The organism is Kineococcus halophytocola (assembly GCF_041276425.1).
GTDB classification, from domain to species: domain Bacteria; phylum Actinomycetota; class Actinomycetes; order Actinomycetales; family Kineococcaceae; genus Kineococcus; species Kineococcus halophytocola.
In genome coordinates this window covers 1-18582 of the sequence record NZ_JBGFTU010000031.1, presented here as the reverse complement: position 1 = coordinate 18582, position 18582 = coordinate 1, and the positions used below count along the sequence as shown (strand labels likewise).

Genomic DNA, 18582 nt, shown 5'->3' with positions numbered 1-18582 from the left:
CCGGGACCGGTCAAGATCGATCGATCAGGGCTGATCGATCGCTGTGACGTGCTCGTGACGAGCCCGCGGAGCCCGCCCTCGCCTCACCCCGTCCCCACCGGCCGGCAACTGCCCCGGTCCACCAGCCGGGGGCCGATCTCCAGGTGCCGCCAGGGGGCGGAGGGGTTCACCGACCGCCACGCCACCAGCTCCACCGCGGCGCGCCCCACCTCCCGCTTGGGCGGGGCCACCGCCGTCAGCGGGACCTCGCCCACGCTCGCCACGACGTCGTCGTAGGCCACGACGCTGACGTCCTCGGGGACGCGCAGACCGGCCCCGGTCAGCCGGGGCACCAGGGACAGGGCGTCGGTGTCGGAGTGCACGAAGACGGCGGTCGCCCCGTGCCGGCGGACGACCTCGGCCGGGTCGGGGGCCCGCAGCCTGCGCTCGGCGTCGACGTGGTCGGAGCTGAGCACCGGCTCGGCGAGCACCGGCAGCCCCAGCGACCGCAGGGCCTCGGGGAAGCACCCCCGCACGGTGCGGGCGGTCGGGGAGTCGTCGCGGCAGAAGGCCAGGACGCGCCGGTGCCCGAGCGCCCGCAGGTGGCTCAGCGCCCGGTGCACCCCGGTGGCGTGGTCGCTGCGGACGGCCTCGCGCCGGGCCAGCGGGGAGCCGCGGGGGGCGAACCGGTCCAGGAGGACGACCGGCAGCCCCTCGGGCCAGAACCCGGCCGCGCTGTCGGCGGCGGCCTCCTCGGGGGTCCCCCACTGCGGGGCGTAGAGGATGCCGGAGACCTCCGGGGAGCGCGCCGCGCGCTCCACCGCGGCCCGGGTCGCGACGAGGTCGCGGGCCACCTCCAGGACGTAGCGACCGCCGAAGGCCGTCACCGCCTCGCGCGCGCCGGCGAGGATCTCCCCCTGGTAGGCGCCGGTGAAGGCCGAGACCGCGACCACCGTCGCGACGGGCGGCAGGACGGGACGCACGACGCTGACGACGCCGTGCCGGCGGGTCAGGCGGCCCGCGTCCGCCAGCGCCTCCACGTCGCGGCGCACCGTGACGGCCGCCGCGCCGAGCTCGGCCGCCAGGTCGGCCACCCGGACGCTGCCCCGCTCGGCGACGAGCGCGGCGATGCGCTCACGCCGGGTGAGGGGCCCGCCCGCTCGTCTGTCCGCCACCGCTGTCCCCTTGCCGTCCGTCGCGGGAGAAGGGCTGCACGCTATCCCGGTCCCGGCCCGTCCCGTCCCGCTCGTCCCGCGCGCGGGCCCGGGGGGTCTCGGGCAGCATCGCCGGCATGGACCACGTGAAACTCGGCTCCTCCGGGCTCGAGGTGTCCCGCCTCGTGCTCGGCTGCATGAGCTACGGCGACCCCGCCCGCGGCAACCACGCCTGGACGCTGCCGGAGGAGGACAGCGTCCCGTTCCTGCACCGCGCCCTCGACGCGGGCATCACCTTCTTCGACACGGCCAACGTCTACTCCGACGGTTCCAGCGAGGAGATCGTCGGCAGGACCCTCCTGGCGGCCGCCCCCCGCGACCAGGTCGTCATCGCGACGAAGGTCCACGGCCGGATGCGGCCGGGCCCGAACGGGGCCGGTCTGTCCCGCCAGGCGATCCTGACCGAGGTCGAGAACTCCCTGCGTCGCCTCGGCACCGACCACATCGACCTCTACCAGATCCACCGCTTCGACCCCACGGTCCCGCTGACCGAGACGCTGCAGGCGCTGGACGACGTCGTCCGGGCCGGCAAGGTCCGCTACCTCGGGGCCAGTTCCATGTGGGCGTGGCAGTTCGCCACGGCCCTGCACCTGCAGGAACGGCACGGCTGGGCGAGGTTCGTCTCCATGCAGGACCACTACAACCTGCTCTACCGCGAGGAGGAGCGCGAGATGCTGCCGCTGTGCGCCGCGGAGGGGATCGGGGTCATCCCCTGGAGCCCGCTGGCACGGGGCAAGCTGACCCGCGACTGGGACGCCGTGACGAACCGGTCCGAGACCGACGAGTTCGGCGGGACCCTCTACCGCGACTCCGACGCCGGGATCGTCGCCGCGGTGGCCCGCGTCGCCGAGCGCCGGGGCGTGTCCCGCGCGCAGGTCGCGCTGGCGTGGGTGGCGCGGAACCCGGTCGTGACCGCGCCCATCGTGGGCGCGACGAAACCGCACCACCTCGACGACGCCCTCGCCGCGCTCGACCTCGTCCTCACCGACGAGGAGGTCGCCGAGCTCGAGGCGCCGTACGAACCCCACGAGGTCGTCGGGTTCTGAGACCCCGCGGGCGACCCGCGGTCCGGGTCAGACGTCGCGGCGGGTGGTCTCGCTGCGCGTCGTCCCGGACACCGGGTCGGCCGTGGTCACGCTCGTCGTCCGCTGGTCGCGGGGGCGGAACATGGCGAACTCCAGGACGACCCCGAGGACCCCGATGACCATGAGGATGACCCCGACGGTCTGCAGGTCGACACCGGCCACGGAGTAGGTGACGGCGAAGGTCAGGATCGCCCCGACCGCCAGCAGGAAGATGCTCGTTCCCAGACGCATGCTTCGACTGTGACGCAGCCGCTCCGGCGGCGCGAGCCGACCGACCGGCGAACGGGTGACGACCGGGTGGCGCCGGCCGGTGCCGCACCCCCTCACCCGGTGACGCGCACGACCTCCTCCCCCTCCCCCACCGGGGGCTGGAACCGGGCGAGGAACCCGTCCAGGGTCGCCGCGTCGACGGGGAAGGCGGCGTTCGCGTCGAACCGCGCGCTGCGCGCGGCCAGCCGGTGCAGCAGGACCTCCCGCGGCACGTCGAGGTGGACCAGGCGCCAGCGCCCACCCGCCTCCTGCACGATCCGCTTGTACCGGTCGCGGCTGCCCCGGCTCCAGAACCCGTAGTCGACGACGACGTCCCGGCCGTGCGCCAGGAGGTGGCGCAACCGCTGCAGGAGCACGTGCTCGGCGACGTGGCTGTACTCGTCGTAGACCTCGACCGGGTAGTCCAGGCCGTAGCGGCCGAAGCGCGACCACAGCTCCTCGTCGATGGACAGCCGGACGAACCCCTCCCGCTCCAGCGCGCGGGCCCGCGTCGTCTTGCCGGCCCCGACCGTGCCGCACAGCAGCACGGCGACCGGCGCCGGCGCGTTCACCGGGCGAGGTCCAGCACGGCGCGGGCGTGCGAGGCGTGCGTCACCAGGGTCGAGACCGTGCCGCTGCGCAGGACGCTGGCCGTGGCCTCGGCGCGGGCGGGCAGGTCCCCGCACGCCATCGCCGTCACGTCGGGGGTGGCGCCGAGCTGCGCGCCGGTGACCCCGATGACCCGGTCGGCCAGCGCCTGCACCTCCCGCCCGTCCCGCCCGAGCAGGACACCTGTCACCTCGGCCACGACCCCGGCGGCCGTGAGCGCCTCCTGGTCGGCGGTCCCCAGGGAGTCCAGGGCGGTGGACTCCCCCGGCCGCCAGGCCCCGACGGAGACGACGGCCTTGGTCAGCCGGTCCAGCTCGGCCAGGGCCTCGCTGATGCCCGACTGCGAGCGCAGGCCCTCGGCCGTGGCGGCGTCGGGCACGGCCAGGGGCGCGTAGAAGGTGGTGGCCGAGGAGCGGGTGGCCTCGGCCGCGCGCCGGACGAGGTCGACGGCGCTGCCCTCGACGTCGGGGCGCGGGAGGGCGCCGGCCAGCTGGACGAAGCGGCACCCCAGGTCGGCTCCGAGGGCGCTGGTGAGCAACGAGATCGTCCGCCCCCAGGCCAGCCCCACGACGTCCTCGGCGGTGACGCTCTCCTCCAGCAGCCCCGCCGTGAACTCCGCGACGCGGCGGCGCTGCCCGAGCAGCGTGTCCTCCCCCGTCCTGAGCACGTACGCCGCCCGCAGCCCGAAGGCCCCCCGCAACGACTCGGCCAGGTCCCCGTCCAGCGAGCTGGGGGCGACCACCTGGATCTGCACGAGCCCGGAGTCCTGCGCCTCCGTCAGCAACCGAGCCACCTTGAACCGGCTGATCCCGAGCTGCCGGGCGATCTCGACCTTCGTCAGCCCCTCCACGAAGAACCGGCGGGCCACGACGGCGGCGAGGGCCTGCGCCCCCAGCGACGGGCGGCCGGCGGTGCCGGTGCGGGTTGACGTCTTCGCCATGGCAGCTCCTCGTCGTCGTGGCCCGGGTGCCGCGGACGGCGAGCACCAGGGTGCCGTGCCGACCACCCCCGGTGCGCGCCGGTCCACCCGGGGACCGCGCGGACCCGCGAGCGGTTGACAGCGGTCCCGCACCCCGGCACCATCGTCACAGCTGAGACTAGCCCGCTCAGATGAGCGGACGCAACACCGGCGCCGCGCCGGCCACCTGGCCCGAGCGCGTGCTCCGACCGCACCTGTCGACGACGACACTGGAGAGATCACGATGGCTGGACGTCACGGCATCCACCGGCCCACCACCCTTCCCGGGTCGAGGTCGCTCATCAGCCGCCGAACCGCCCTCGGTGGCGCAGCCGGACTCGGTGGGGTCGCCTTCCTCGGCGCCTGCTCGGGCGCCGGTGGCGGCGGCGGAGCGGGCGGCGGCGGTGGGGGCGACGACGACGGGACCCTGAACGTCATCATGGTCAACAACCCGCAGATGGTGGACCTGCAGAAGCTGACCGCCGACAACTTCACCAAGGACACCGGCATCACCGTCAACTACACGGTCCTGCCCGAGAACGACGTGCGCGACAAGATCAGCCAGGAGTTCTCCAGCCAGGCCGGGCAGTACGACGTCGCCTCGATCTCGAACTACGAGGTGCCGTTCTACTCCGGGAACGGGTGGCTGGCGCCGCTGGACGACTACATCTCCGCCGACTCCGCGTTCAACCAGTCCGACATCATCAAACCCCTGGCCACGGCCCTGACCGGTGAGGACGGGAAGGTCTACGCCGAACCGTTCTACGGCGAGTCGTCCTTCCTCATGTACCGCAAGGACGTGTTCGAGTCCAGGGGCCTGACGATGCCCGACCAGCCGACCTGGGCCGAGGTCGCCGACTTCGCCGCCCAGCTCGACGGTGCGATGCCGAACATGAAGGGCATCGCCCTGCGCGGCCTGCCCGGGTGGGGTCAGGTCTTCGCGCCCCTGACCACCGTCGTCAACACCTTCGGCGGAACCTGGTTCAACGAGGACTGGACCGCGCAGGTCAACGCACCCGAGTTCGTGGAGGCGACGAAGTTCTACGTCGATCTCGTCCGTGCCCACGGTGAGAACGGCGCTCCCCAGGCCGGCTTCACCGAGTGCCTCAACGGCATGACCCAGTCCCAGGTGGCCATGTGGTACGACGCGACGTCCGCCGCCGGCTCGCTGGACGCCGAGGGGTCCCCGGTCGCGGGGAAGATCGGCTACGTGGCCGCCCCCGTCGACAAGACCGACTCCTCCGGGTGGCTGTACACCTGGGCCTGGGGGGTCCAGAACGCCTCCAAGCGCAAGGACAACGCCTGGAAGTTCATCTCCTGGGCCTCCAGCCAGCAGTACGAGGAGCTGGTGGGTTCCCAGATCGGGTGGGCCAGCGCTCCGGCCGGCAAGCGCAACTCGCTGTACGAGAACACCGACTACCAGAAGGCGGCGGCGCCCTTCTACGAGGAGACCCAGACCGCCATCAACGCCGCCGACCCGGAGAACCCGGGTCTGCAACCCCGACCGGCACCCGGCATCCAGTTCGTCGCCATCCCGGAGTTCGCCGACCTCGGCACCCAGGTGTCCCAGTTCGTCTCCTCGGCCATCGCGGGCCAGACGAGCGTCGAGGACGCCTGCGACCAGGGTCAGGCCCTGGCCACCCAGCTCGTGAGCGACAAGTACAAGAAGTGATCCCCACCCGCAGCCTCCGGTCCGCCGGAGGCTGCGGTTCCCCCAGTGGACCCGTCGGTACCCGAAGCGTGGAGGACGTTCTTCCATGAGTGCCAGCACCGCCCCCAACCACACGAAGGTCGGTCCCGACCGACCTCAGCTCCGAGCGGGATCGGCGCGCCGGGCCGCCGACTGGGCCCGCCGGGCTCCGCTGATGCCCGCCCTGCTCTTCGTCATCGTCGCGACGCAGCTGCCGTTCCTGGCGACGATCGTCATCTCCTTCATGAACTGGAACTCCTACTACCCGCAGGACCGAGGGTTCGGGGGTTTCGACAACTACGTGGCGGTCTTCTCCAACGCCCAGTTGCGGCAGTCCGTCGTCAACACCTTGATCCTCACGGTGACGGTCGTGCTCGTGAGCCTGGTGCTCGGGATGCTCATCGCCCTGCTGCTGGACCGGAAGTTCGCCGGTCGCGGCGCCGTCCGCACGATGATGATCGCGCCGTTCCTCGTCGTCCCCATCGCTGCCGCCCTGCTGTGGAAGCACGCCCTGTTCAACCCGAACTACGGGTTGCTCAACGGAACCCTCAACGCCGTGTGGCAGTTGTTCGGCTCCGACTCCGCACCGCAGGTCGACTGGCTCTCCACGGCCCCGAAGATCGCCATCGAGGTCTCGCTCATCTGGCAGTGGACGCCGTTCATGATGCTCATCCTGCTGGCCGGGCTGCAGTCGAAACCCGCTGACGCCGAAGAGGCCGCCCGGATGGACGGGGCCACGGGCTTCCAGATCTTCCGCTACCTCACGTTCCCGCACCTGCGGCAGTACCTGGAGCTCGGCGGCCTCCTGGGCGCCATCTACATCGTCCAGAACTTCGACGCCGTCTTCACCATCACCGCCGGTGGCCTCGGGACGGCCAACCTGCCGTACACGATCTACCAGACGGTCTTCTCCGCGCACGACTACGGGTTGGCCTCCGCCATGGGCGTCGTCACCGTCATCGCCACCATCGTCATCGCGACCTTCGCGCTGCGCGTGGTCTCGAGCATGTTCAAGCAGGAGGTCGGCCGGTGAGCACCGTCTCGAACGTGGGAGTCGCCAGTACCCGCCCCGGGCAGTACCTGCCCACCACCCGCAAGGAGCGTCGCGCCCGCGAGCTGAACCGCAGCAAGCCCGTGTGGGGGTTGCTGGCCTGGATCGTCGGGGTGCTGTTCGTGCTGCCCGTCCTGTGGATGGTGCTGACGTCGCTGCACTCTGAGACCGACGCCGCGACGAACCCGCCGTCCGTCGCCGCCGCGCTCACGCTGGACGGGTACCGTTCCTTCCTGTCCGCCCAGCCGGTCGCCCCGCTGCTGAACTCGGCCATGGCCTCGGTCATCTCGACCGTCCTGGTCCTGGCCCTGGCCATCCCGGCCGCCTTCGCCCTGTCCATCCGGCCGGTCCGCAAGTGGACCGACGTCATGTTCTTCTTCCTGTCCACGAAGTTCATGCCGCTCGTCGCGGGGCTCCTGCCGCTGTACCTGTTCGCCACGCAGACGGGGCTGCTGGACAACATCTGGCTGCTGATCCTGCTCTACACCGCGATGAACCTGCCGATCGCGGTCTGGATGATGCAGTCCTTCCTGGCCGAGGTCCCCGGCGAGATGCTCGAGGCGGCCTCGATCGACGGTGCGGGACTGATCCGGATGCTCTGGTCGATCGTGCGTCCGGTGGCCATGCCCGGTGTCGCCGCGACGGCCCTCATCTGCTTCATCTTCAGCTGGAACGAGCTGCTGCTGGCCCGGACCCTCACGGCGACCGTCGCCGGCACCGCCCCGGTGTTCCTCACCGGCTTCGTCACCAGCCAGGGGCTGTTCCTGGCCCAGCTGTGCGCGGCGGCTACCGTGATCTCCCTGCCCGTGCTCGTGGCCGGTTTCGCCGCCCAGGACAAGCTCGTGCAGGGCCTGTCCCTGGGTGCGGTCAAGTGAGCCGGACCGACCACGCCGCCCGATCCGACCTCCGGGAGCCGACCGTGACCCTGCCCCTGACCACCGCCAACCTCGCCGAGATCGGCCGGGACGTCCCCGTCCCGTCCTACGACCGCGCGCAGGTGACGCCCGGCATCGTCCACCTCGGCGTCGGTGGGTTCCACCGCGCCCACCAGGCGATGTACCTGGACCGGCTGATGAACGACGGGAAGGCGCTGGACTGGGGCATCCGCGGGATCGGGGTGCTGCCGCACGACGCGCGCATGAAGGAGGTGATGGACGCCCAGGACGGCCTCTACACCCTCGTCCTGAAGGACCCCGACGGCTCGCGCGAACCCCGCGTCATCGGGTCCATCCTGGACTTCCTGCACGCCCCGGCCGACCCGGACGCGGCCGTGGAGGCGATGGCCGACCCGCGCATCCGCATCGTCTCCCTCACCGTCACCGAGGGCGGCTACAACATCGACGCCGTCACCGGGGAGTTCGTCCTCGACGCGCCGGAGGTGGCCGCCGACCTCGCCGACGGCGCCGTCCCGGGCACCACCTTCGGCCTGGTGACCGAGGCCCTGCGCCGCCGCCGGGACCGGGGCGTGCCCCCGTTCACCGTCATGTCCTGCGACAACGTGCAGGGCAACGGGCACGTCGCGCACCAGGTCTTCGTCGCCTTCGCCAGGGCCAAGGACGCCGAGCTGGGCGCCTGGATCGACGCCAACGTGCGGTTCCCCAACTGCATGGTCGACCGGATCACCCCCGGCACCACCGACGACGACCGGGCCGAGGTCCGCGAGCGGTTCGGCGTCGAGGACGCCTGGCCCGTGGTGTGCGAACCGTTCGTGCAGTGGGTCCTGGAGGACGACTTCGGCCTGGGCCGACCGCCCTACGAGGACGCCGGCGTCCAGGTCGTCGACGACGTCGAGCCCTACGAGCTGATGAAGCTGCGCCTGCTCAACGCCAGCCACCAGGCGCTGTGCTACTTCGGGCACCTCGCGGGCTACCGCCTCGTGCACGAGGTCGCGCAGGACCCGCTGTTCGCGGACTTCCTGCTGCAGTACATGGAGCGGGAGGGGTCCCCGACCCTGCCACCGGTCCCGGGCATCGACCTGGACGCCTACCGGCACGAGCTGGTCCACCGGTTCTCCAACGGCGAGGTCCGCGACACCGTGGCCCGGCTGTGCAACGAGAGCTCCGACCGCATCCCCAAGTGGCTGCTGCCCGTCGTGCGCGAACAGATCGCCACCGGTGGGGAGTTCTTCCGCGCCGCCGCCGTCGTCGCCAGCTGGGCCCGCTACGCCGAGGGCGTCGACGAGCAGGGTGAGCCCATCGAGGTCTCCGACCGGATCGCCGACCGGCTCGTCGCCACCGCCCGGCGCAACCGGGAGGAGCCGACGGCCTTCATCGCCGACCGGACGCTGTTCGGCGACCTCGTCGACGACGAGGCGTTCGTCGCCGAGTACACGGGCGCGCTCGCGTCCCTGCACGCCAAGGGCGCCCGGGCGACGCTGGAGGAGATCGTCGCGCGCTGAGCGGCCCCGCACCCGCCCCCTCCGCCCCCGTCCCGCGCGGAAAACACTCTTTCCGCCCCCTCGATGACCTCGGCAGGGCGGAAAGAGTGTTTTCCGCGCGGGTCGGGGGCGCCTCTACCATGGCCCCATGGCTTCCAAGGTGGTCCCCGCACGGGGCATGCGCGACGTCCTGCCGGTCGAGAAGGCTCGCCGGGAGCACGCGCTGCACGTCATCCGCGAGGTCTACCGCTCGTTCGGCTTCGACGAGGTCGAGACGCCCGCGCTGGAGGAGCTGTCCCGGCTGGAGTCGGGGCAGGGCGGTGAGAACGAGAAGATGCTGTTCAAGGTCATGCGCCGCGGCCTGGCCGCCGAGGAGCCCCTGCTGCCCGCCGACGCGGCCGACCTCGGTCTGCGCTTCGACCTGACCGTCCCCCTGTCCCGGTACGTCGCTTCGAACGCGGCGACGCTGCGGATGCCGTTCAAGGCGCTGCAGATCGGGCCGGTGTGGCGGGCCGAACGTCCGCAGAAGGGCCGTTACCGCCAGTTCGTCCAGTGCGACATCGACGTCCTGGGTGAGGCGGGCAGCCTGGCCGAGGTCGAACTCGTCACCGCGACCCACACCGCCCTCACCCGCCTGGGCCTGACGGGGACGACGCTGCGCCTCAACGACCGGGGCGTCCTCACCGGGCTGCTCACCGGCTGCGGGTTCGCCGAGGCCGACCACGGCAGCGTCCTCATCACCGTGGACAAGAACGACAAGGTCGGCCTCGACGGCGTGCTGGCCGAACTGCGGTCCAAGGGTTTCGCGGAGGAACCCGTCGCGGCGCTGGAGAAGGCGCTCACCGACCTGCTGCCGCTGCGCGACGTCGCGCGGCTCGGGGACGGCGCCCTGCCCGACGCCGTACCCGCCGCGTCGATCACCCGGTTGCAGGAGATCGCCGCGGCCGTCGCCGTGGCCGCGCCCGACCTCGACGTGCAGTTCGACGTCACGCTCGTGCGCGGGATGGGCTACTACACCGGCCCGATCTTCGAGATGTCCCTGCCGGGCGGAGGGTCCTCGATCGCCGGGGGCGGGCGGTACGACGGGATGGTCGGCCGGTTCACCGGCCGCGACGTGCCGGCGGCGGGGTTCTCGATCGGGTTCGAGCGCATCATCGACGAGGTGTCGCTGCCCGCCGACGCGGCCCCCGCGGTGGCGCTGGTGCACCCCGCCGGGGCCGACGCCGGTGAGCTGCTGCGCAAGCAGCGCGAGCTGCAGGCCGGCGGGGCCCGGGTGGCGCTGGTCCGGCAGGCCAAGCGGATGCAGCCGCTGTTCGACGCGCTGGTCGCCGAGGGGTACTCCCAGGTCGTGCGGGCCCGGGTGGAGGACGGCGAGCTCACGTTCTCCGAACCCACCCCCCTCGAGGCCAGCTGATCACGGGCCCCGGCCGTCACTGCGGCCGGGGTCCACTCAGGTGCTCGCTGAAGAAGCTGAACACCTCCGGCATCGCGGCCTTGAACGAGGTCGTCAGGTGCTTCCCCCCGTCCTGGAGGAACACCTGCGCCGTGGACGGGCTGCGCACGAGGCCGGCGAACCGCTGCGCCTCCCGGACGTCCTCGGGGCTGGCCGTGCCCGCGACGAGGAGCCAGGACAGCGCACCGGGGAACGTCGGCGCCAACGCCGTGGGGTACTGCGCCAGCGTCGCCGCGTCCTGGTGCGGCAGTTTCGTCTCCATGCTGAAGTACCCGGCGATGCCGGCCACCGCCGCGTACCGACCGGGTTCGCGCAGCGCGATGGCGGCCGCGCAGTAGGCCCCCGACGACGCACCGGCGGTGCCCCAGCCCGCGCCCGGCGGCAGCACCCGGAAGTCGTGCTGCACCATCGCCGGGACGTCGGTGTCGAGGAAGGTGCCGACCCTCGGCTGCCCCGGGATGTCGGTGCACTCGGTGTCGACGTCCCTGGAGACCTGCATCTCCGGCATGACGAAGACGAACGGCAGGACGGACCCGTCGCGCGCACCGGACTCCACGACCTCCTGTGCCGAGTAGGACCGGTCGGTCCAGTTGTTGTACGTGGCGCCGTCACCGCCGGGGTAGAGGAAGAGCACCGGGAAGTCGTCGTGGGCGTGGGCCGGGTCGTCGTACTGGGGCGGGGTCCAGACCCAGACCTTCATGGTCACGCCCGACGCCGCACCGTGCAGGGTCGTCTCCAGCACCTCCCCGGCCCCGAAGTCCACCGGCGTGAACCCTTGCCCGTCGGGCACGTGGGTGCGGGCGGAGGTCGGTGCGGACGGGGACGGCGAGGCGGAGGTGACGCTCGGACCGGCCCGCAGGACCCGGTGGTCGGGACCGGTGCCGGAACAACCGGTGAGGAGGAGGACGGCCCCGAGCACAGGGGCGAGGGCGGGAAGGGAACGGAACCTCACGGGCCCGATCCTGACGGGCGGCCGGCTCGACCGGCTGCGGGGCCGCCGACCTGCACGGTTCCACCACCGGTCCCCCCCGCGAAACGGTGCACGGGGGGACCGGGGCGGCTCACACGGGGGTCAGCCCGGTGGCCGGGGCGCCCTGCCGCGTCGCGGCGAGGGTGAGCAGCCGGCGGTCCTCGAGGGCCTCGTCCTGCGAGGAGCGGACCTCGCGCGCATCGAGGAAACCGCGCAGCCGTCCCGGGTCGTCGGTGATGATCCCGTCGACGCCGTGCCGCAGCAGGTCCGCCCACAGGCGGGGTTCGTCCACCGTCCACGGGTACGTCGCCACCCCCGCCGCGTGGTACTCGGCGACGACGTGGGGGCTGGCGACCAGCCCGCCGACGTAGGGGTTGACGGCGACGACACCGAGGTCGGCCACGGCCCGCCCGGCCTCGGCGCGGGCCTGGCCCACCGGGGTCGACAGGGCCGTGAACGGGTCGTGCGCCAGGTCGCGCAGCGACTGGCCCAGGGCCCCGGGCGCCGGGGGTGAGCCCGGGGTCAGGACGAGCAGGGCCCGCCGGACGTCCGGGGCGACGTCGCGCAGGGCCGCCACGGTCTCGACCTCGAAGCTCTGCACGACGCTGCGCCCGGCCACCCCGGCCGTCCGCAGCGTCGCCACCGCACCGGCGACCGCCGCCGGGGACCACGTCCCCTTGAACTCCACGAGCAGGCCGCCGGACCCGTGCAGCGCGACGAGGTCCACGACCTCCCGCAGCGTCGGGACCCGCTGACCGGCGAACGCCGGGGAGAACCACGCCCCGGCGTCCGCGGCCCGGACCGCCGAGCTGGGCAGGTCCGCGACGGCCCCGCTCCGGTCGGTCGTCCGGTCCAGGGTCTCGTCGTGCAGGACGACGGGGACCCCGTCCCCGTCCAGGCGCACGTCGAGCTCGAGCAGGTCGGCCCCGGCGCGCAGCGCGGCCTCGAAGGCGGCCAGGGTGTTCTCCGGGGCGCTGGCCGAGCTCCCCCGGTGCGCGACGACCAGCGGGCGGCCGGACGGGCGCGGGGACGGGTGGGTCACGGGATCGACGTCTCCCTGGTCGGGGCGGGTGCGGGCGGGCGGTGGGTGGGTCAGGCGTCCAGCAGGGGTTCCACGTCGGCGGTGTAGGCCTGCTCGACCTCGGCCTGCGCGGTGCCCCAGGCGTCCTTCGAGGGCGCGCCCTGGAGCATGACCTTCTCCCACGCGGTGACGGTGGACTGGTCCCCGCCCGGGACGAAGACGCGGGCGTAGTCCTGCGTCCGGGTGTTCGCGAGCTGGTCGACGGCCGTCTTGAACAGCGGGGTCTGGGCGTAGACCTGCTGCATCGTGGCGGAGTTCACCGCGCCCGTCGTGACCGGCATGTACCCGGTGTTCTGGGAGAAGTAGGCCGTGTTGTCGTCCTCGGCCAGGAAGGCCAGGAACGTCGCCGCGGCGAGCTGCTGCTCGGGGGAGCGCTTGGCCGGGACGGCGAAGCCCGCACCGCCGGTGGGGACGAACTGCCCGGCCGGGCCACCGGGCAGGAACGCGTTGCCGACCTCGAAGTTCGCCGCCTTGAGGATCCCGGACAGCGACCCGGTGGACCCGATGACCGAGGAGTACAGCCCCGCCCCGAAGTCCGAGGCCTGGTCGGAGGAGGACACCGCGGCCCACCCCTGGGTGATGTAGGAGCGGAGGTAGTCGCTGGCCGCGAGCACCTTCTCGCTGTCCACCGTCATGGTCCACTCCTCCGACAGCGCGCCACCCATGCCCCAGATCACGTTCTGGTGGATCCAGGAGGCGTTGCCCGTGCCCTTGCCCAGGCCGTAGGGGGCCTGGGCCCCGGTGCCGGCGGCCTGCAGCTTCGGCAGCCACTCCTCGAACTCCGACCACGTCTGCGGACCGCGGTCGGGCAGGCCGGCCTTGGCCCAGTGGGCCTTGTTGTAGTAGAAGACCGGCGTCGAGCGGCAGTACGGCACCGCCCACTGCGAGCCCTCGTACTGGTAGTCGGCGTACAGGCCCTTCTGGTAGTTCGACGTGTCGACGCCGGCGGCCGGCAGCAGGTCCTGCAGGGGGGCGAGCTGGCCGTTCAGGGCGTAGCGGAACCACCAGACGTCGCTGAGCAGGACGAGGTCGGGCAGGTCGGAGCCGGTGAGGGCGGCCTGGAACTTCTGCGAGATCTCGTCGTAGTTCGAGCCGGCCGTGACGAACTCGACCTTGATGTCGGAGTTGTCCTTGTTCCAGCGGTTCAGGAACTCGGCCTCGACGGCCTGAGAGGAGCCGGGGTGGTTGGTCCAGACGGTGACCTTGTCGGCCGGGGTGACCTTCGACCAGTCGGTCGCGGACGCGCTGGCGGTGCCGGAGGACGAGGACGCGGTGGAGGGGCCGGAGCAGGCCGCGAGGCCGAGACCGGCCGCGCCGAGGCCGGCGAGGCCGAGGACGCCGCGTCGGGGCAGCACGAAGGAGGAGGTGTTCACGGGGTTCTCCTGGGAACGGTGTCGGAGGCGGGGACGGGTCAGTTGGCGAGCGCACCCGTGGCGAGACCGGCCACGAGACGGCGCTGGAAGAAGAGGAAGACGAGCAGAATCGGCAGCATGACCAGCACCGTGCCGGCCATGAGGACGCCCCAGTTGGTGATGCCGTCGTTGTTCTGCAGCAGGGTCAGCCCGACCGGCAGCGTCATCCGCTCCGAGCGGTCGGTGATGAGCAGCGGCCAGAGGTACTGGTTCCACTCCCCCACGACCGAGACGAGCGCGACGGCCGAGACGGTCGGGGCGGACAGCGGCACGACGAACTGCCACAGCCGCCGCCAGTGCCCGGCGCCGTCGAGCGTGGCGGCCTCCAGGACCGAGGCGGGCAGCGTCTGGAAGTGCTGGCGGAACAGGAACGTCCCCAGCGAGCTGGCGAGCCCGGGCAGCACGATCCCCTGGTAGGAGTTCAGCCAGCCGATCTGGGCGATGAGGGTGTAGTTCGGGATCAGCGTCACCTGCGGCGGGACCATGAGGGCGGCCAGGACGACGAGGAACACCAGCCGCTTGGCGGGGAACTCGACGAACACCAGCGCGTACGCGCACATGAGCCCGAGGACGACCTTGAGCCCGGCGCCGGCGACGGTCGTGATGACGCTGTTGAGCAGGAAGTGCGCGAACGGGACGGTTGCGAACACGTCGGCGTAGTTCTGCCACTGCAGCGCGTCGGGCAGCCACTGCGAGGGGATCGTGTAGATCTCGTTCCGCTGCTTGAACGACGCCAGCAGCATCCAGAGCATCGGCACGACCATGACCAAGCCGGCCACGACGAGCCCGGCGTACCCGAGGACGTCGACGCGGCGGCGGCGCGGCCGGGCGGGTTCGGCGCCCCCCGAGCGCGGGGCCGGGATCCGGCCGGCCCCCGAGGTGGTCCTGTCCTGGACGCTCACCGGTAGTGCACCTTCCGTTCCACGACGGCCATCTGCAGCAGCGTCACGACGAGCAGGGCGAGGAAGAGCAGGGTCGCGATCGCGGAGGCGTACCCGGCGGAACCGTTGACGAACGCCTCCTGGTAGACCTGGTAGACCATCGTCGTGGTGCCCTCCAGGGGTCCGCCCTTGGTCATGGCGCGGATGATGTCGAAGGACCCGCCGGCGTTGGACTCGATGAACACCGTGACGCCGAGGAAGAACGTCGTCGGGGACAGCAGCGGGAAGACGATGGACCAGAACGTCCGCAGCGACGAGGCGCCGTCGATCTGCGCGGCCTCGAGGATGTCGTGCGGGACGGACTGCAGCGCGGCCAGGTAGATGACCGCGACGTACCCGACGTACTTCCACAGGTAGACGATGCAGACCATCGCCAGCGCCCAGTCGGGGTCGTTGTACCAGTTCGGCGAGCCGATCCCGACGGCCCGCAGCAGCCCGGAGACCAGGCCGTACTGCGGGTCGAAGACGAACAGCCAGCACATCCCGACGGCCACCCCGGACAGGACGTAGGGGGCGAACACCACGGTGCGCACGACCGTGCGGCCCCGCAGGTTCCGGTCCAGCAGACGTGCCAGGGCCAGGCCGAGGGCCATGCACCCCCCGACCGTGACCACGGCGAAGACCAGCGTCGTGAACAGCACCGTGGGGGTCTTGGGGTTCGCGAAGTAGTTCGCGTAGTTCTGCAACCCGACGAACGTCGCGGTGTCGGACCCGAGGTTCCAGTGCAGCAGCGAGTACTGGACGTTCTGCACCAGCGGCTTGTAGACGAACAGGACGAGGAGCGCGACGTTGGGCCCGGCGAGCAGCAGGAAGGTTCCCCACGAACGCCACGGAGTTCTCCGGGTGCGCGGTGGGGGAACCTGGTGGAGGGTCGTCAACGCGACCTCCTCCCAGGACGAGGAGCGGGCTGGACGTCAGGAACAGTAGTTCGCGTTCCGCGGCGCCCGGACCACTCGCGCCCCGGCGCGGTCAACGGTCACCGACTGTTCACCTGCCCCCGTCGCCCAGGTCGTCCCCGACACCGGCCGTTCACCGCGCTCACCCCGGCTGGCAGTGCGGGCACCACCACGTCCGGCGGCGCTCGGGGTCGCCCGGGACCTCCGCCTCGACCAGGACGGTGGTGCCGCACCGCAGGCACGGCTGCCCCGCGCGGCCGGAGACCCAGTGCCGCCGGCCCGGGCGGGTGTCCCCCGTCGTGACCTGCGGGGCCCGCGAGGGCCCCACCGAGAACGTGAGCATCCGCACCGCCAGGCCCACCAGCGGCGGCAGGTCGACGTCGCCGACCGGCGCCCACGGCGAGCGCCCCCGCAGGAAGCACACCTCGTCGGCCCACAGGTTGCCGATCCCGGCGAGGTTGCGCTGGTCCAGCAGCGCGGCCTTCAGCCCGCGCTCGGGCCGGCGGGCCAGGTTCCGCACCGCGCGCTCGACGCGTTCGCCGACGGGCAGGGCGGCGTCGAGCAGGTCCGGCCCCAGGTGCCCGACGACGGTGTGCTCCAGCGCGGTCGGCACGAGTTCGACCACCGGCATCCGCAGGGCCACCGCGGTCGGCCCGTCGGTCTGCAGCACCACGCGCACGTCGGGCTCCAGCCGGGCGGGCAGCCGCCGGCCCGGGCCCAGGACCGTCCACTGCCCGTCCATCCGCAGGTGGGTGTGCAGCGTCGTCGGCTCGGTCAGGACGGCACCGGACTCCGGGACGAGGCGGGTCAGCAGGTGCTTGCCCCGCGAGACCGTCCCCACCAGCCGGGTCCCGGACAGGTCGGCCGTCGCGAACCGGGGCACGCGCAGGTCGCTGCGGCGCACGGGTCGGCCCGCCAGCCGGGCGTGCAGGCGGCGGGCGAGCAGGAACACGGTGTCGCCCTCGGGCACCGGCCCACCGTGCCCGAGGGCGCGCGGTCCCGCGCGGTGGACGTCCCCGGGACGGGCCCGCGCACCGCGACGGGCGAGGACTGGCTGCCGCGCCCGCCGCGGGTGAAGCTGAGCCATGAGCTCGCGCCGGCTGACCACGCTCGTCGCCCTGTGCGTGCTCGTCCTGGGGACCGTGGCCGTGCTCGCCGTCGCCGCGCTGCCCGGCCCGCGGCGGGTGCCGCCGCGGGCGGTGGTCCCGGTGCAGTTCCCCGGGTACAGTTCGCTGACCTCCTCCCTGGCGGCCGACCCCGTGGGCGCCGCCGTGGCGGTGTACCGGCAGGAGGCGGTCCGCGGGGTGCGCGGGTCGACCCAGACCCTCCTGCTGGGCGCGGACGGCCGCAGCGCGCGGCGGCTCGTGGAGGCCGGTGAGCGCGGCGGGTCCCGGGCCCCGGCCGCGGTGGTCCTGTCCCCCGACGGCCGCACGGTGGCGGTCGGGGACGGCCCCTGGGCCGGTGCCCCCGGGGACGCGCCGGCCCCGGCCGCGCTCCCCCCGGGCCGGCGCGCCGTGGTCCCCCGCACCCCGGCCCCGGCCTCGACCCCGGCCACCGGCGGCACCACCGGTCCCCGCTCGACCCTGGCCCTGGTGGACCTGTCGACGGGGGCCAGCCGGGTGCACGTCGTGCCGCGGGTCCCGACCGTCGTGCCGGTGTCCTGGAGCGGGGACGGTTCCCGGCTGGCCTACCTGGGCACCGACGCCGGGGGCGGCTCGGAGGCCGGGGCCGACGCGGCCCCCGCGACCGGGCAGCTGTTCGTCCTGGACACCGGCACCGGCCGGGCCGCGGCCGTCCCCGGCGCCGAGGAGGTCCTGGCGGCGGCGCTGAGCCCGGACGGGACCCGCCTGGCCTTCCAGGCACCGGACCGTCCCGTCGTGCGCGTCGTCGACCCGTTCGCCGACCCGTTCGACGACCCCTTCACCGACGCCGGGCGCGGGCGGGGCGAGGGCGTGGAGCTGGCGGTCCCGGCGGGGGCGGTGCTGGCCGGCGGGCCGGCCTGGTCCCCGGACGGGTCGCTGCTGGCGCTGACGACCGGGACCGGCACCCCGGGGGCGCGGATCGCGTTCGTCGCCACCCGGCCCGGAGGGGACGTCCCGGCCGCGGTGCCCGGGGCCGGTGTCCTCGGCTGGGCCTCCCCCCGGGCCCTGCTGCACCGGCCGGTGCCCGCGCAGCAGGACCGCGACGCCGACCTCGTGGTGCTGCGCACCGACCTGGGCACGGGCGCGAGGTCGGCCCACCTGCGCGTCCCGACCGCCCGGGGCCACCACCGGGCCGGGGACCTCACCCTGGCCGGCGGGCTGCTGCCGGGGGCCGTGCCCACGACGTCGCGGGCGGTGGACCGCGGACCGTGGCCGCTGCCGGCCCGGCTCGGGCTCGTCCTGGCGGGGGCGGTCCTGGCCGTCCCGGCGACCGCGGGGCTGCTGCGGCAGCGGGACCGGCTGGCCGCGCTGACGGCGGTGCCGGAGTGGGCTCGCGACCCGAGCCGGGGCTGAGAAGCTGTCCTCAAAGGGTTGAGGGGGCCGAGCGGGTCAACCGCCGCAGCATCACCCGGCTGTAAGCGATCTGCACCATCGCCACCGCCGAGGCCACCGTCCGCTCGTAATCCCGAGCCAGC

17 protein-coding genes are annotated in these 18582 nt (G+C 73.2%); 7 read left to right on the top strand and 10 right to left on the bottom strand.

Going from position 1 to position 18582, the window contains the following annotated elements:
- Positions 1-83: 83 nt before the first annotated feature.
- Positions 84-1154: a substrate-binding domain-containing protein gene (locus AB2L27_RS19090; protein WP_370443077.1), complete on the bottom strand. Its 1071-nt coding sequence runs from the start codon at positions 1152-1154 to the stop codon at positions 84-86.
- A 116-nt stretch (positions 1155-1270) separates the two neighbouring features.
- Between AB2L27_RS19090 and AB2L27_RS19085 the strand changes: the two genes are divergently transcribed.
- The gene (locus tag AB2L27_RS19085; protein ID WP_370443076.1) at positions 1271-2239 is read left to right on the top strand and encodes an aldo/keto reductase; all 969 of its coding nucleotides are present in this window, start codon (positions 1271-1273) and stop codon (positions 2237-2239) included.
- A 27-nt stretch (positions 2240-2266) separates the two neighbouring features.
- Here AB2L27_RS19085 and AB2L27_RS19080 read toward each other — a convergent pair whose 3' ends face one another.
- The 3 genes from AB2L27_RS19080 to AB2L27_RS19070 all read right to left on the bottom strand — a co-directional run bounded on the left by AB2L27_RS19080 (position 2267) and on the right by AB2L27_RS19070 (position 4076).
- A complete protein-coding gene (locus AB2L27_RS19080; protein WP_370443075.1) occupies positions 2267-2509 on the bottom strand; it encodes a DUF6458 family protein in 243 nt (80 codons plus the stop codon).
- 92 nt (positions 2510-2601) lie between these two features.
- Complete coding sequence (locus tag AB2L27_RS19075; RefSeq protein WP_370443074.1) at positions 2602-3099, bottom strand: P-loop nucleotide/nucleoside kinase family protein; 498 nt, start codon at positions 3097-3099, stop codon at positions 2602-2604.
- Entirely contained in the window at positions 3096-4076 is a 981-nt protein-coding gene (locus AB2L27_RS19070) for a sugar-binding transcriptional regulator (RefSeq protein ID WP_370443073.1), read from the bottom strand. Before AB2L27_RS19070 ends, AB2L27_RS19075 begins: the two co-directional genes overlap by 4 nt.
- A gap of 262 nt (positions 4077-4338) precedes the next feature.
- Between AB2L27_RS19070 and AB2L27_RS19065 the strand changes: the two genes are divergently transcribed.
- The 5 genes from AB2L27_RS19065 to hisS all read left to right on the top strand — a co-directional run bounded on the left by AB2L27_RS19065 (position 4339) and on the right by hisS (position 10626).
- Entirely contained in the window at positions 4339-5766 is a 1428-nt protein-coding gene (locus AB2L27_RS19065) for an ABC transporter substrate-binding protein (protein WP_370443072.1), read from the top strand.
- Between the two features lie 85 nt (positions 5767-5851).
- Positions 5852-6817, top strand: a complete 966-nt coding sequence (locus tag AB2L27_RS19060) for a carbohydrate ABC transporter permease (protein ID WP_370443071.1) — start codon at positions 5852-5854, stop codon at positions 6815-6817.
- A gap of 83 nt (positions 6818-6900) precedes the next feature.
- The gene (locus AB2L27_RS19055) at positions 6901-7710 is read left to right on the top strand and encodes a carbohydrate ABC transporter permease (RefSeq protein WP_370443085.1); all 810 of its coding nucleotides are present in this window, start codon (positions 6901-6903) and stop codon (positions 7708-7710) included.
- Positions 7711-7754: 44 nt separating this feature from the next.
- Positions 7755-9233, top strand: coding sequence for a mannitol dehydrogenase family protein (locus tag AB2L27_RS19050; RefSeq protein WP_370443070.1), 1479 nt, complete (start codon positions 7755-7757; stop codon positions 9231-9233).
- 127 nt (positions 9234-9360) lie between these two features.
- Positions 9361-10626: a histidine--tRNA ligase gene (gene hisS, locus AB2L27_RS19045; RefSeq protein WP_370443069.1), complete on the top strand. Its 1266-nt coding sequence runs from the start codon at positions 9361-9363 to the stop codon at positions 10624-10626.
- A 16-nt stretch (positions 10627-10642) separates the two neighbouring features.
- Here hisS and AB2L27_RS19040 read toward each other — a convergent pair whose 3' ends face one another.
- The 6 genes from AB2L27_RS19040 to AB2L27_RS19015 all read right to left on the bottom strand — a co-directional run bounded on the left by AB2L27_RS19040 (position 10643) and on the right by AB2L27_RS19015 (position 16935).
- Complete coding sequence (locus tag AB2L27_RS19040; RefSeq protein WP_370443068.1) at positions 10643-11617, bottom strand: alpha/beta hydrolase; 975 nt, start codon at positions 11615-11617, stop codon at positions 10643-10645.
- 109 nt (positions 11618-11726) lie between these two features.
- A complete protein-coding gene (locus AB2L27_RS19035; RefSeq protein WP_370443067.1) occupies positions 11727-12677 on the bottom strand; it encodes a glycerophosphodiester phosphodiesterase in 951 nt (316 codons plus the stop codon).
- A gap of 50 nt (positions 12678-12727) precedes the next feature.
- A complete protein-coding gene (locus AB2L27_RS19030; protein ID WP_370443066.1) occupies positions 12728-14089 on the bottom strand; it encodes an ABC transporter substrate-binding protein in 1362 nt (453 codons plus the stop codon).
- Between the two features lie 38 nt (positions 14090-14127).
- Complete coding sequence (locus AB2L27_RS19025) at positions 14128-15030, bottom strand: carbohydrate ABC transporter permease (RefSeq protein WP_370443065.1); 903 nt, start codon at positions 15028-15030, stop codon at positions 14128-14130.
- Positions 15027-15947 carry a carbohydrate ABC transporter permease gene (locus AB2L27_RS19020; RefSeq protein WP_370443064.1) on the bottom strand — a complete coding sequence of 307 codons (921 nt, stop codon included), beginning with the start codon at positions 15945-15947 and terminating at the stop codon, positions 15027-15029. The genes AB2L27_RS19025 and AB2L27_RS19020 overlap by 4 nt, the downstream gene beginning before the upstream one ends.
- Positions 15948-16107: 160 nt before the next feature.
- A complete protein-coding gene (locus tag AB2L27_RS19015) occupies positions 16108-16935 on the bottom strand; it encodes a DNA-formamidopyrimidine glycosylase family protein (RefSeq protein ID WP_370443063.1) in 828 nt (275 codons plus the stop codon).
- 115 nt (positions 16936-17050) lie between these two features.
- Between AB2L27_RS19015 and AB2L27_RS19010 the strand changes: the two genes are divergently transcribed.
- A complete protein-coding gene (locus tag AB2L27_RS19010; RefSeq protein ID WP_370443062.1) occupies positions 17051-18460 on the top strand; it encodes a hypothetical protein in 1410 nt (469 codons plus the stop codon).
- Positions 18461-18582 lie beyond the last annotated feature (122 nt).

Bases quoted from the DNA above. Each gene is read 5' to 3' on its own strand.
- AB2L27_RS19065 (WP_370443072.1), top strand. From the start codon at position 4,339: ATGGCTGGACGTCACGGCATCCACCGGCCCACCACCCTTCCCGGGTCG.
- AB2L27_RS19010 (WP_370443062.1), top strand. From the start codon at position 17,051: ATGAGCTCGCGCCGGCTGACCACGCTCGTCGCCCTGTGCGTGCTCGTC.
- AB2L27_RS19070 (WP_370443073.1), bottom strand. From the start codon at position 4,076: ATGGCGAAGACGTCAACCCGCACCGGCACCGCCGGCCGCCCGTCGCTG.
- AB2L27_RS19085 (WP_370443076.1), top strand. From the start codon at position 1,271: ATGGACCACGTGAAACTCGGCTCCTCCGGGCTCGAGGTGTCCCGCCTC.
- AB2L27_RS19080 (WP_370443075.1), bottom strand. From the start codon at position 2,509: ATGCGTCTGGGAACGAGCATCTTCCTGCTGGCGGTCGGGGCGATCCTG.
- hisS (WP_370443069.1), top strand. From the start codon at position 9,361: ATGGCTTCCAAGGTGGTCCCCGCACGGGGCATGCGCGACGTCCTGCCG.
- AB2L27_RS19060 (WP_370443071.1), top strand. From the start codon at position 5,852: ATGAGTGCCAGCACCGCCCCCAACCACACGAAGGTCGGTCCCGACCGA.